Annotated in this window: 8 protein-coding genes; 2 read left to right on the forward strand and 6 right to left on the reverse strand. The window is 70.4% G+C overall.

What is annotated here, in order from left to right:
• Positions 1 to 231 precede the first annotated feature (231 nt).
• Entirely contained in the window at positions 232 to 1,149 is a 918-nt protein-coding gene (locus ACTIGN_RS10510) for a dihydrodipicolinate synthase family protein (protein ID WP_439623546.1), read from the forward strand.
• An 11-nt stretch (positions 1,150 to 1,160) separates the two neighbouring features.
• Here ACTIGN_RS10510 and ACTIGN_RS10515 read toward each other — a convergent pair whose 3' ends face one another.
• Positions 1,161 to 3,110: a potassium channel family protein gene (locus ACTIGN_RS10515; RefSeq protein ID WP_439623548.1), complete on the reverse strand. Its 1,950-nt coding sequence runs from the start codon at positions 3,108 to 3,110 to the stop codon at positions 1,161 to 1,163.
• 89 nt (positions 3,111 to 3,199) lie between these two features.
• Here ACTIGN_RS10515 and ACTIGN_RS10520 point away from each other — a divergent pair, with 89 nt between their 5' ends.
• On the forward strand, positions 3,200 to 3,529 hold the full coding sequence (locus tag ACTIGN_RS10520) for a (2Fe-2S)-binding protein (protein ID WP_439623550.1): 330 nt from the start codon (positions 3,200 to 3,202) through the stop codon (positions 3,527 to 3,529).
• 142 nt (positions 3,530 to 3,671) lie between these two features.
• Here ACTIGN_RS10520 and ACTIGN_RS10525 read toward each other — a convergent pair whose 3' ends face one another.
• The 5 genes from ACTIGN_RS10525 to purM form a co-directional block, all read right to left on the reverse strand.
• Positions 3,672 to 4,454 (reverse strand): hypothetical protein, encoded by a 783-nt coding sequence (locus ACTIGN_RS10525; RefSeq protein WP_439623552.1) that lies wholly within the window; start codon positions 4,452 to 4,454, stop codon positions 3,672 to 3,674.
• A gap of 70 nt (positions 4,455 to 4,524) precedes the next feature.
• Positions 4,525 to 4,953, reverse strand: a complete 429-nt coding sequence (locus ACTIGN_RS10530; protein WP_439623554.1) for a DUF1016 N-terminal domain-containing protein — start codon at positions 4,951 to 4,953, stop codon at positions 4,525 to 4,527.
• Between the two features lie 25 nt (positions 4,954 to 4,978).
• Positions 4,979 to 7,213 (reverse strand): DNA helicase RecQ, encoded by a 2,235-nt coding sequence (recQ, locus tag ACTIGN_RS10535; RefSeq protein ID WP_439623556.1) that lies wholly within the window; start codon positions 7,211 to 7,213, stop codon positions 4,979 to 4,981.
• 247 nt (positions 7,214 to 7,460) lie between these two features.
• On the reverse strand, positions 7,461 to 11,642 hold the full coding sequence (locus ACTIGN_RS10540) for a DUF1592 domain-containing protein (protein WP_439623558.1): 4,182 nt from the start codon (positions 11,640 to 11,642) through the stop codon (positions 7,461 to 7,463).
• A gap of 247 nt (positions 11,643 to 11,889) precedes the next feature.
• A complete protein-coding gene (purM, locus tag ACTIGN_RS10545; RefSeq protein ID WP_439623560.1) occupies positions 11,890 to 12,969 on the reverse strand; it encodes a phosphoribosylformylglycinamidine cyclo-ligase in 1,080 nt (359 codons plus the stop codon).
• Positions 12,970 to 13,106: the final 137 nt, after the last annotated feature.

The following is a 13,106-nucleotide window of genomic DNA, read 5'->3' on the forward strand; positions in this document are numbered from 1 at the left end:
CGGTTGCAGTTGCTGATGCGTCCATTCGGCCGCTCTGGAAGGAGCTCAGGGCCATGTGGGGGGGGGACCCATAAATATAGAACGGCCGCGGGGGGGCCGCCCGCGGGGGGGGCCCGCCCCCGGAGAACCGTTTCCCCGGGCGGGGACGCTCCCGACTCGCCAACGCGGCTCGCTCCCCGCTGCTCGAAGTATAATCACGTCGCGCCGCCCTCCCCACTCCGAGCCGCACCCATGGAACACGCGCCGTTCGTCGGGCTCGTCCCCGCCGCCCTCACCCCGTTCACCCCCGCCGGCGAGTTGAACCTCGCGCTCGTCGAGAAGCAGGCCGAGTTGTTCGTCCGCGACGGCGTGGCCGGCGTGTTCGCCGGCGGCACCACCGGCGAGTTCAGCTCGCTGACGGTCGCCGAGCGCGACGCGCTCACGGTCCGCTGGGCCGAGGTGCTGAAGGGAACGCCGGTGCGGCTCGTCGTCCACGTGGGGGCGAACTGCCTGGCCGACTGCCGGGCGCTCGCGGCCCGTGCCGACGCGGTCGGGGCCGCCGCGGTCGCGATGGTGTGCCCGAGCTACCTCAAGCCGCGGACCGCCGACGTGCTCATCGCGTGCTGTCGCGACGTGGCGGCCGCCGCCCCGAACACGCCGTTCTACTACTACGACATCCCGGTCCTCAGCGGGATCAACCTGCCGGTCGCAGACTGGATCGACGCGGCCGCCGAGCGCGTCCCGACGCTCCGCGGGGTGAAGTTCACCAACCCGGACCTGATGACGTTCCAGCGGCTCGTGCGGGCCGGGGCCGGGCGGCTCGACGTGCTGTACGGGATGGACGAGCAGTTGCTCGCGGCGGTGGCACTCGGCGGCCGCGGGGCGGTCGGCAGCGGGTACAACTTCGCGGCCGGGTTGTTCCACCGCGTCCTCGCGGCCGCGGGCCGCGGCGACTGGGCGGCCGCCCGCGAGTTGCAGTACCGGGCCGCGGAACTGGTGGCGCTGATGTTCCGCGTCGGGTACTTCCCGGCGGCGAAGGAGCTGATGCGGACCCGCGGCCTCGAACTCGGCCCGGTGCGGCTCCCGCTGACCGACCTCACGCCCGAGCAGACCGCGGCGTTCCGGGCCGAGTTCGACCGCCTCGGCGGCGCCGACGTGTTCCTGAAGTAGGCCGCGCTCCGTCACGCGGTCCCGTACATCCCCGGGTCGCCGGTGACGACGACGCGCGCCGCGGCCCTCTCGCGGGCGACGAGTTCCACCAGCTCCTGCGCCTCGCCGCGGGTGACGCCCTCGGCCAGCGCGAACGGGCCGGTCACGATCCGCTCGGCCTCGGCCGCGTCGCAGTTCCGCGTCACCCGCACCAGCGAGACGAGCGCGTCGCGGGCGGTGGGCGGGAACGAGTCCACCACCGCGGCGGCCGTTCGCGGGATCGCCTCGCGCCGCAGGAACCGCTCCAGGTCCGGCAGCTCGGCGACGACGGTGATCCGATCGCCGACCTTGAGGCGGTGCCCCCCGCGGGCCGCGTCGAGCGGGCGGCCGGCGACCGCGACCGGGAGCAGCCGGTAGTCGAGCGCCGCGCCGCGGAGCGACCGGCCGAGCAGGTGGACCTCGTCCGGGTCGATGACGATCTCGACGACGACCAGCGTGCGGCCGGCCGCGGTGACGAGCGTCTGCACGCGGTCCCCGAACAGCGCGGCGGCGAACGCCGGGGCCGCCAGCGCCGGCACCGACACCGCCTGCCGGATGTCGGCCGCCTCCCGCACCGCCTCGGCGAACTCCGGGTCCGACAGCCGCACCACGACCCGCGCGTGCGGGTTCATCTCGCGGACCAGGAGCGCGACCTCCAGGTTCGCCAGCTCGCTCGACGTCGCGGCGATGACCGCCTTCGCCTCGGCCGCTCGCGCCTGCCGCAGCACGTCGGCGACGGTCGCATCACCCACGAACGTTGGCACCCCGTTGCGGCGGACCGTGTCGATGAACGGGCCGTCGGCCCGGTTGTCGATCGCGACCACCCGCTCGCCCATCTCGGTGAGTTCGTTCACGAGCCGGTACCCGACGTTGCCGAGCCCGCACACGACGACGTGTCCGCCGTCCGGCACCCACCGCAGCTCGAGCGCCCCGCTGAGCTTCGCCCGGAGCAGGTACTGCGTGAGGATGGCGGTGAACGCCGCGACGAGTGCGGCCCCGGCGAGCTTCAGGACGCTGACGAACACCTTGGCCCAGTCCGAGTGCCCCTCGCCGCGCATCGACGCCCCGGTCGCGATGATGCTCACCGTCTGGTACAGCCCCTCGGCCCACTCGACCCCGATCCCGTACCGGAACACGAGGACGCTGGCGAGGATCGTGCCGAACAGCGCCGGGGCGGCGATCTTCACCGACAGGTCCACTTCCCACAGCGTCCGCCGCACGGTCCGCACCCAGCGGCGGAGCCGCCACGCCCACTTCACGCCGGGGAGCAACTCGCCCCGCTCCCGTTCGAGGAGGCGGATCAGGCTCGCCGGCGCGCCGCACACCACGAGCCGGTCGCCCGGCGCGAGCACCGCGTCGGCCGGCACGTCGTGCAGCAGGGCCGGAGCGTGCCCGGTGCGGACGAGCGCGAGCGGCACGAGCTGGTGCGTGTGGGCGACCTCGCCGACCGTCTGGCCGGCGAGCCCCGACCCCTCGGCCACTTCAAGTTCAGAGATCTGCCGCGGGCCGTCTTCGAGCTTGAACACCCCGAGCGCGTCGCCGGTCACCGCGGACAGCGCGAGCATCGGCGCGACCAGCCCCGACACGCTCAGCGCGACCGTGTTCTTCACCGCCCCGGCGAGCCGGTCGATGAGGTTGCGGTTGAACATCCGCACCACGATCTTCGTCGTCGGGTTCAGCTTCCGGGCGAGCATCGCCGTCGAAATGTTCACGAGGTCGTCGCCGGTCGTGATGACGACCCCGCGGGCATCGCGGATCCCCGCCTGCTCGAGCACCTCGGCGCGGCGGCTGTCGCCCTTGACGGCGCGGACCCCCTGCAGCCGCGGGTCGTCGGTGCTGATGTTGGTGTCGATGACGACGACCGGGAACCCGGCGGCGCGGACCGATTCGAGGACGCGCCACCCGACCCGCCCGAGGCCGCACAGGACAACTGGCTGGATCACGGCTCACCTTCGCGGTTGCGGGACGCGGCCTCACCCCCGGATAATAGGGCCGGCCCGTGCCCCGACACAGTGTTATTCGGCGGACCGCGATGAACCTCGACGACAAGGTGTGTTATTGCTTCCACGTCACGCAGCGGAAGCTGGTGAACTGGGTGCGGCTGAACGACCCGAGGGTGCCGAGCCAGTTGTCGGCGTGCGCCGGGGCCGGGACCGGGTGCGGGTGGTGCATCCCGTTCCTGAAGCAGATCTTCAACCGCGGCGTGGCGGCGCGTGCGAACGCGGCGTGCCGGCCGGCCGTCGCCGACAACGCCTTCGAAGACATGACGCCCGAGGAGTACGCGGCACTGCGAGCGGACTACGTGAAGGCCGGCCACGGCGTGCCCCCGCCCGGTGCCGAACCGGTGCCGGGGAAGGAGTGAAGCGAAGGCCGGGATGACATCGGAATTCGGTGACCAGAGCGCGTATGCCGCCCCGAATGTACTCACTCATTGCAGGGCGGACGTTTTGTGGCCGCACACGGTTTGCACGCACCCCGGCTTTGTGACCCTGGGAGTCATCAAGTCACACCGGGGGGCGCTGTAATTGCGCCAGGAGAACCAAACCGGGGAAAAGATTTGGTGCACTCGACGAGACACGCAATAAACTGCGTTTCGCAGCACCGTCTGAGAAGTAGCAGGTTCCGTTTGATAATTCTACGACGACGGACTTGAAAGGGAGCGTCAACTCCTCCTTGCTTCCGAGGAGACCTCGTGGCGTGATCGCTAACCCATCGGTGGTGAATCGGACTCCATCCAGCCAGATGACCGATTCGCCCGTTCGCCAAGATTCGAGCCAATTATCTGCCATTCGCCTAGAGATATCATCCCGCAATTTACCGAGATGGCGTTCAGGGTCTTGGACGACAATTGCGAACTTGATTCGCTCGTGGCGGGCGGTCTCGAAAATCATCGTCACCACGGTTCCGGTATAGTGGCTTTTGCCGCCTGCAACTCCAATACTCCTTGCTTCTGTGTGGTAGCTGAACAATTGGACCTCATCAAATAGCACCGATTTGACTCCCTTTCGAGAAGTGTGCACAATCCCATTCTCGAAGTACCGGAGATGGTTGATGCGATCGTACCAAACAGTTCCGTAAACCAGGCACCCGAAGCCCGCGATTGCGACGATGGCGATTGGCTGAATTGCGGGGTTTTTGCCCCCAGCGACCAACATAAACGCGATGCCTGCGACTACACCGCCGAGAACAACTAGGCCAATGACGATGAGCTTGATGCTGCTCATTGAGCGATTTTTCTCAAACACGAGCCTGCCGTACTCGTTTTCAGTTTCCTCAGATGAAAGCATGGGTCAGTTCTCTCCCTTAGAAAGCGACCATGTCGGCCAAGATTTCGTGCCGTTTCTAAACTCTCGAAGGTCACCATGCGGCGGAGAACTCGCGCTGGAGGTCTTTCTTCAGGGAAATGATCTCGACGAAGTGGCTCCAGCCCAATTGTCGCGACAGCGCCGACACAATTTCCGAGTCAGGGAACATCTCGGCAAACTGGATCATTCGGAACAGGTTCCGCTTGCCGAATCCGCTTCCGTACTCGGGTGCCAATTGTGCCGACAGTGTCGGCACAATCTGTTCGCCGTACTCCGCACGCTGCTCCAGGAGGAGATCACGGCGGATGCGGGTGCCGATGCTCCAGTACAGCAGCACGAGCGCCGAGTTGACAGCCTGTGCTGTGGCTTCGCGTGCCTGCTCGATCAGCGTGCGAACGTCGCCGAGCAGATCGACGGGCACCGCGGCGGTCGCCGGTGCGGCCCGGACGACCCTTCGCGCTGCGGGCTTCTTCTTGCTCACCCGCGCCCCCCTTGCGGTCTTCGCCTCACCCCTGTTGCGTGGCGAGGAACGCGAACACGACGCTGATGTGGTCGTAGCCCACCTCGCCGTTGAGTTCCAGGAACACCGGCTTGAGGCGGCCGGTGCCGTGGATGTCGGCCGCGGCCGCGACCCGCTCGCACACGTCCTCCGGTACCCACCCGAAGATCGACGCCGGCTTCTCGGCCGCGACGAAGTCGACCAGGTACCCGTTCACCGTTGCGGGCGTGAGTTCGAGCTTCTCGGCGACCGCGACGACCGACGCGCCGCCCCGGAACAGCTTGAACGCGAGCTGCTTCTTCGCCGACGGTGCGGCCGAACTCGCCGGCCTCGCGGGGGCGGCGAAGGTCCGCGGCGGCGGCACGTTGGTCTCCAGCCCCTTGCGGCGGCAGTGGAACGCGATCGCCTTGATGAACGCCGTGCCGAACTGCTGGAGCCGGTAGTCGCCGACGCCCGAGATGCGGCGGAGCGCGTCCTCCGTGGTCGGCCGGGCGCGGGCCATTTCGGCGAGCACGTTGTCGCTGAACACCATTTCCGGCTTCACCCCGGCACCCGACGCCTCCTTGCGGCGGAGGTGTCGCAGCAACTCGAACAACTCGCCGTCGGCCCCCGGCGGCAGGGCCACGAGCTGCGGCGCTCCGCTGGCCGCGGTCGGTGCGCCCTTCGCTCGCTTCTCGCGGCGCGCAAGTTGAATGAGCCTCACTGACTGCTCGCCTCTCATCACCGCCCACGACGCCGCGTTCAGCTTGAGCACCGGGTACTCGTCGCCGGCCTGGACCAGCGCCCCCTGGCCGATGAGCTGGTACACCCAGTCGCGGAGGTCGCTCTTGGGCACCTCCTTGAGCAGCCCGTGGGTGGTGAGCTGGTCGTGCCCGCGGGACCGGATCGCCTCGCTCTTCGAGCCCCGCAGCACCTCGATCACGTGCGCCGCGCCGAACGACTCCTTCACCCGGGCGACGCACGACAGGATCTTCTTCGCCACCGTCTGAGCGTCGGGCACGTCGGTCGTGTCGCCCAGGCACACGTCGCACGCGACGCAGTTCTCGGGCTCGTACCGCTGGCCGAAGTACTGCACCAGCGCCCGGTGCCGGCACGTCGCGCCGCGGCAGTACCGGGCCATCTCGTCGAGCTGGCGGACGCTGGCGGCGACGTACTCGGGCGCGGCCTGCGCCTCCTCGGCCGACTTCTCGATGATCGCCTTGAGGGTCAGGAAGTCGGCCCCGGAGTGGAACAGCACGCACTCCGACGGGAGCCCGTCGCGCCCGGCCCGGCCGGACTCCTGCTGGTAGTGCTCGATGGTCTTGGGCATCGCCGCGTGGACGACGTACCGCACGTTCGACCGGTCGATGCCCATGCCGAACGCGACCGTGGCGACGATGATGTCGGCCTCCTCCGAGGTGAACGCCTCCTGCGACTGCTTGCGGGCGTCGGGGGTCATCCCGGCGTGGTACGGCAGCGCCCGGTACCCGGCGGCCTTCAGCGCCGCGGCCATGTCGTCCACGTCCTTGCGGCGCAGGCAGTACACGATCCCCGCGTCGCCCGGGTGCCGGTCGATGACGCTCCGCACCTGGTCCATGAGGTCGATCCGCGGGAGCACGCGGAACGTGAGGTTCGGCCGGTCGAAGTTGCCGACGAGGAGTTCCGGGGACCGCAGCCCGAGTTGCTGGGCGATGTCGCGGCGGACGTGCTCGGTGGCGGTCGCGGTGTACCCGTGGACCGCGGCCCCGGGGAAGAACTCGCGGAGCCGGGCGAGCTGCCGGTACTCGGGCCGGAAGTCGTGCCCCCAGTGGCTCACGCAGTGCGCCTCGTCCACCGCGACCGTGTGCGCCCCCGCGTCGCGGAGCGTCTGGTACACGTCGGTGTTCACGAGCCGCTCGGGCGACGTGAACACGAGCTTCACCTGCCCCTGGCGGATCTGGGCGAACGTGCTGGTGCGCTCGGCGGCGGTGAGGGTGCTGTCGAGCCGCACGGCCGGGACGCCGATGCGGGTGAGGCCGTCCACCTGGTCCTTCATCAGCGCGATGAGCGGGGAGACGATGACCGCGAGGCCGCTGCGGACCAGCGCCGGGGCCTGGTAGCACAGCGACTTGCCGCCGCCGGTGGGCATGACGACGAGCGAGTCGCGGCCCGCGAGCGCGGCCCGGATCGCCTGCTCCTGGAGCGGCCGCAGCGCCGTGAACCCCCAGTGCTTGCGGACCGCGGCCACGAGCGGCGCGGGCAGCGGCGGTGCGGCGGCGGACATGGCGCTCCTTCGGCGGCGGGTACATCGACGGTTGTACCGTACCCGATCCGCGGGGGTGCGTCCATGTCGGCTGTGCGGCGCGCGGGCGCGTTCCCTCACGTCCCAGTGCTTCCGCACCGGGCTACGAACGCCGACCCCTACGGGGGTGAAGAGCACGGGTCCCCGTTTTGGGTTTCCGCCCCGGAGGGGCCGGCGTCTTTAGCCCGGTGCGGAAGCACTGGGACCCTTGCTCGCCAGGCCGCCGCTCTCACTCCGCGAAGTCCGCGCCGCGGACGGTGCGGAACTGCGGGCTCCGCACGATCGCCCGCACCGCCGCCGAGACGCGGCCGCCGTTCTGGTTCAGCTCGGCCACCATCTCGTCGAGCAGCGCCGTGTCGGAGAGCGTCACCGCGCGGCCCAGGGCGTAGCCCAGCAGCCGCTTGCAGAAGAGGCGCACCACCACGTCCTTCTTCTTCGCCAGCAGGTAGTCGCGGATCCCGTCGATCCCCTCGAACTCGGTGCCGTCCTTCAGCTTCGACTTCGCGTCCACCGCCTGCCCGGCCGAGTCCCTCTCGCGGAACCGGCCGATCGGGTCGTACTTCTCCAGCGCGAACCCGAACGGGTCGATGCGGACGTGGCACACCGCGCACTCCTGCTGCCGCGTGTGCCGCTCGACGAGTTGCCGGGTCGTGAGCTTGTCGGCCCCCTCCTCCTCGGGGAGCTGCGGGACGTTCGGCGGCGGCTTCGGGAGCTTCTCGCCGAGCAGCGTCTCGACCACCCAGTTGCCGCGGAGCACCGGGCTGGTCCGCGACGCGCCGGACTCCTTCGCCTGCACGCTCGCGAGGCCGAGCACCCCGCCGCGGCCGTGCTTCCGCGCGCCGTCGACGCGGCGGAACTCGGGGCCGCTCACGCCGGGGATGCCGTAGTGCTTGGCGAGCAGGTCGTTCACGAAGACGTAGTCGGCGTCGAGCACCGCGGTGACCGGCCGGTCGCTCTGGAACAGGTCCTGGAAGAACAGGATCGACTCCTCGTAGATCGCGGCCCGCAGCTTGGCGTCGAACGTCGGGAACAGCTTCTCGTTCTTCTCGTTGTGCGCGTCGAACCCGCGGACGTGCAGCCACTGCGTGCCGAACTCGATCGCCAGCGCCCGCAAGCGCGCGTCCTTCAGCATCCGATCGGTTTGTGCGGCGAGCACCTTCGGGTCGCGGAGCTTGCCGGCGGCCGCGAGCGCGCGGAGCTCGTCGTCGGGGGCGCTGGCCCAGAGGAAGTAGCTCAACCGCGTGGCGAGTTCGTGGTCGCTCACGGGTGCGGGGTCCTTGCCCTTCGGCGCGTGCTCGATGCGGAACAGGAACGCCGGCGACACGAAGACGCGCGCCACGACGCCGCGGAGCGCCTCGTCGTGCGGCGCGCCCTTACCCCGGATCGCCTGGTAAAGCGAACGCAGCTCGGCCCTCTCCTTGTCGGCGAGCGGGCGGCGAAACGCCCTCTCGGCGAACGCGAGCGCCGCATCGAGTTGCTTCGGGTGCGCCGCTTCCTCTTCCTTCACGAAGTCGTCGGCCCGCTGCTGGAACAGCGGCTTGCGGTCGGTGAAGAACTGCTGGAACTCCTTGGGCGTGTCCTGCGTGGTGTACGCCATGAACTGCGGGAGGTAGTCGAACTCGGCGACCGGCTGCCGGCTCACGAACCGGTGCGCCGCCCACAGCGCGTCGAGGCGCTTCGCCTGCTCGTCGGCGAGGAAAAGCCGAACGAGCGGCTCGTCCTCGCGGTGGAACATCTTCAGCGACACGACCTCGTCGGTCGGCACCACCTGCGGGAAGCACACGTACAGCGGGAACACGGCGCGGAACGCGTCGCCGCCCGCAACGAGGTGCTTGTACGCCGCACCGGCCGGCGCCGCGACCACGGCGCCCTTGCCGTCGTACCGCGGGGCGGGGGCGGGCGGGGCCGTGAGCGCCTCGAAGATCACGACGCCGTCGCCGGCCGCGCCGAGCTTGCCGTCGGCGACGAACTCGCGGCCCACGAACAGCGCCGCCGGGAGCCGCACCTCGGTGACGGTGCCGACCGGCGCGACGAGGTTCTCGCCGCGGAACCGCTCCGCCGGCAGGCCGAACGCGGACGCCTTGTCGCGCGGCTTCGTGACCGAACCGACGTCGATGCCCTGGAACAGCGGGCCCTCGCTCGCCACGAGCGCGTCGTACAGCGTCTGGTCCGGCGACTTGTCCTGCAGGGGCCTCGGGCCGCTCAGCAGTGCCTGCGCCTGCTCCGCGAGTTTGGTAGCTTCCCCGGCGCGCTTCGGGTCGGCGGCCGCGTCGCGCCACTTCGCCAGCAGCGAGCCCGCGACCACTCCGGCCGGCAGCGTCTTCCCGCCGACGGCCCGCGACGGCCCGCGGGCGAAGCTCCACGTCTCCTTGTTGCCGAGCTTGTCCGGGTGCGGGTTGCCGGCCGTGATGTCCGCGACGACGTCGGCGGCGAGGTCCCACACGTTCTTCGGGTTCTCGGTGTCGGCGACGGTGAGCCACACCTCGGTCATGTCACAGAAGTGGTCACCGGCCTTCGCGTCGACGGCGAGGACGAGCACGTCGCCCTTCTCGACCTTGAGCGCCTTCGCGGCGGGTTCGGCGGTGCCGCCGAGCGGAACGTCGCCCTCGGCGATCACACCCGCCGTGTCGCCGCGGCGGTGCTCGAACCACCACGCGACGCCGTTGCCGCACGCCGGGTGCGCGTGCGCGACCTTCGCGGTCACCTTCACGCTCGCGGCGACCGGCGATTTCCACGCGACCGCGACGAACTCCTTCGGCATCGGGTGAACGGCGACGGTCTTCGCCGAGACGCGGCCGGGGATCTGCTCGGCCTTGTCGGTCGGGTTCGCGAGCACCACCGGGAGTTCGGTGCCCTTCTTGCGCCAGCCCTTGATCGCCGGGAATTGGTCGACCGGCGGGGTCTTCTCGTCGAGCAACTCCAGCGCGACCACGGGGACGTTGCGGCCACTCCCGGCCGCGTCCTTCGCGTGCGGCTCGACGGCCACGAGCGCCGCCCACTTCTTGAGGAACGCGGCGTCGAGGCCGTGCGTCTTCGCGGCGTCCTCGGGCGTCAGCTTCTTGTTGTTGGCGAGTTCGATTGCGGCCGCGAGGTACCTGGCGCTGTTGGCGAACGCCGTCTTGAGATCGACCTCGAACGCCGGGCCGTAGGTCGCGTAGTCCTTCAGGAGCAGCGCCGGCTTGCCCGGCCCCTCCAACCGCGGCCGCACCCACACCGCCTGCCCGGCCTTCGCGCCGGTGAGGTCGCGCGCCGCGAGGTGCAGCACCACCTCGGCCTGGCCCGGGGCCGGCGTCACCCCGACCTTCAGCGGCACGCTGTCGGCGGCCCGCGGGTCGGTCGCCACATGCCGCGCGGTGCTCTCGGAGTACCCCTTCGCGCCGGCGGTGCCGAACCCCCAGCTCTCCTGCACGTAGCTCCCGACGCGGACCGTCTTCCACAGCGCCGCCTGCCACGCGGCGACCTCGGCCGCCAGTGCCGGAACGTCCGGCTCCGTGGCGGTGCGCCACTTCGCACGCACCGCGTCGAGAGGCAGTGACGGTGCCTTGTCACTCAGGGCCGCCCACAGTGCGGCGAGGTACTTCGCGTTGAGCTTCTCGGCCCCGGCGACCTTCGCGACCTCCCCGCGGGCGAGCGCGTCGCGGTGCCTCACGGTCGCCGCGAGGTACGGCTGAACCGGCAGCTTGCCGTCGGCCGGCAGGCCGAGCCCGGCGTAGAAGGCGCGGAGTGCGGCGGTGCCCTCGTCGGTCCAGTCGCGGCGGGTCTTCGCGGGCGAGAACCGGAACCCGTCGGGGAGCGGCACGAGCCGCTCGGAGATGTCCTTCGCGGCGTTGAGGTACTTGGTGAACAGCGCCGGCGACACGTCGGTGAGCGCCTCGGCGGCGTTCGTGAACCCCTCGCCCGCGGCCCCGTCGGCCGGGAACTCGCGGGTCGGACGCAGGTCGACCCCGGTGAGGTCGCGGACCGTGTAGTCGTACTCGGCGTTGCTGAGCCGCCGCAGCGGAACGAACCCCGGGTCGCCGGTGCGGGCCCTGGCCTCGCTCTCGACGAGCGCCCGCACCCACGCGAGCACCTGCTTCTTCTCCGCGTCGGTCGGCTGCGGCTTGTTCTTGGGCGGCATCTCGCCCGTCTCGATCTGCTCGATCATGCTCTGCCACGGCTTGATGTCCTTGCGGACGTCGTCGACCGCGGCGAACCGTTCGAGGTCGAGGTGCCCCTTCTGGAGCTTCGTGGAGTGGCAGTCGTTGCAGTACTTCTTGAGGACCGGCAGCACGGTCGCGGCGAACTCGGCCCTCGGGTCGGCCGGCGGCGCGGCGGCCTTCTGGGGCCGTGCGGTGCCGGTGCCGACCCACGCGAGCGCCGCGGCCCCGGCGGCCAGCGCCACGACCCGCAGCGGCCAATTCGAGCTGAGCATGGAGAGCGTTCCTGTCGGTGGCGGCAGCGCGTGCGGAGCGCACCCCTCGCGGGGTGGTGCGGGCAGTGGAGCGAGTATACGCGACGCGAAGTGGCGACGCGAGGGGGCAGTGCGCACCCGGGGTGCAGTGGTAAAGAACTGGGCGAACCCTGAGCGCCAGCGAGGGGGTGCGCTCCGCACGCGCTGGCGCTCAGGGTTCGCCCGAACGCCAATGCAGCAGCGCCGATAAGCGGCGAGCCGTGTGTCCTTACACGACCTCCACCCCCACCTCGCCGTCGGTCACGTCGCCGATCTTCCAGGCGGGGAGGTTGCTCTTCGCGAGGTGTGCGATCACCCCAGGTGCGGCGTCCGGCTCGCACACCACCGCGAACCCGACCCCCATGTTGAACACCCGGAACATCTCCGCGTCGGCGACGTTCCCGAGCTTCTGGAGCCACCCGAACACCGGCGGCACCGGCCACGAGCCCCGCTTCACCTTCACCCGCTTCCCCGGCGGGAGGATGCGGCCGATGTTGTCGGGCAGCCCGCCGCCGGTAATGTTCGCGAGCCCGTGGACCACCCCCAGGGCGACCGATTCGAGCAGCGACCGCACCGGCTTCACGTACAGCCGCGTCGGCGTGAGGAGCTCCTCGCCGACGGTCCTGCCCAGCTCGGCGACGTGATCCGTCACATTCAGCCCGGCGGCCTCGAACACGACCTTTCGCACCAGGCTGTAGCCGTTCGAGTGGACCCCGCTCGACGCCACGCCGACGACCGCGTCGCCGGTGCGGATCGCGCGGCCGTCGATCACGCGGTCGCGCTCGACCACGCCGGCGGCGAACCCGGCGAGGTCGAAGTCGCCGGGCTGGTAGAAGTCCGGCAGGATGGCCGTTTCGCCGCCGACGAGCGAGCACCCGGACTCGACGCAGGCGTCGCTGATCCCCTGGAGCAGCGCCTTGCTCAGCTCGGGGTCGTCCCGGTGCATCGCGAGGTAGTCGAGGAACACGAGCGGTTCGCCGCCGGTGCAGATGAGGTCGTTCACCGACATGGCGACGAGGTCGACGCCGACCGTGTCGAACTTCGCCATCAGCGCGGCGATCTTGAGCTTGCTGCCGACGCCGTCGGTGCAGGTGACGAGGACCGGGTGGCGGTACCGGCCGTCGGGGTTGAGGTCGAACAGGCTCGCGAACCCGCCCACGCCCTTGCCGCCCTTGCGGGGCGGGAACGGCGGCGGGATCACCCGCTTGCGGTCGTGCGTCCGGGCCAGCAGCGGCTGGATGCCGGCGATCGTCTCCTCGTACTTGGCGAGGTCCAGCCCGGCCTTCTTGTAGTCCCACTGTTCCGACATGATCTACCCCTGCGGACGGCGGCCCCAGACTGGTTTAGGGGTTTCGCACCGCCGGGGGAGTGACGCCGGATCCGGTGGACTGGTATTGGTCCGAGCCCGAGCGCCGAGCGAGGGTCCACGCTGGCCCTCGCTCGGCG

This window comes from Gemmata sp. (genome assembly GCF_051859125.1).
Lineage (GTDB): Bacteria > Planctomycetota > Planctomycetia > Gemmatales > Gemmataceae > Gemmata.

Excerpts from the sequence above, each read along its gene's own strand:
- ACTIGN_RS10510 (WP_439623546.1), top strand. The coding sequence starts at position 232 with ATGGAACACGCGCCGTTCGTCGGGCTCGTCCCCGCCGCCCTCACCCCG.
- ACTIGN_RS10520 (WP_439623550.1), top strand. The coding sequence starts at position 3,200 with ATGAACCTCGACGACAAGGTGTGTTATTGCTTCCACGTCACGCAGCGG.
- ACTIGN_RS10525 (WP_439623552.1), bottom strand. The coding sequence starts at position 4,454 with ATGCTTTCATCTGAGGAAACTGAAAACGAGTACGGCAGGCTCGTGTTT.
- recQ (WP_439623556.1), bottom strand. The coding sequence starts at position 7,213 with ATGTCCGCCGCCGCACCGCCGCTGCCCGCGCCGCTCGTGGCCGCGGTC.
- ACTIGN_RS10540 (WP_439623558.1), bottom strand. The coding sequence starts at position 11,642 with ATGCTCAGCTCGAATTGGCCGCTGCGGGTCGTGGCGCTGGCCGCCGGG.
- purM (WP_439623560.1), bottom strand. The coding sequence starts at position 12,969 with ATGTCGGAACAGTGGGACTACAAGAAGGCCGGGCTGGACCTCGCCAAG.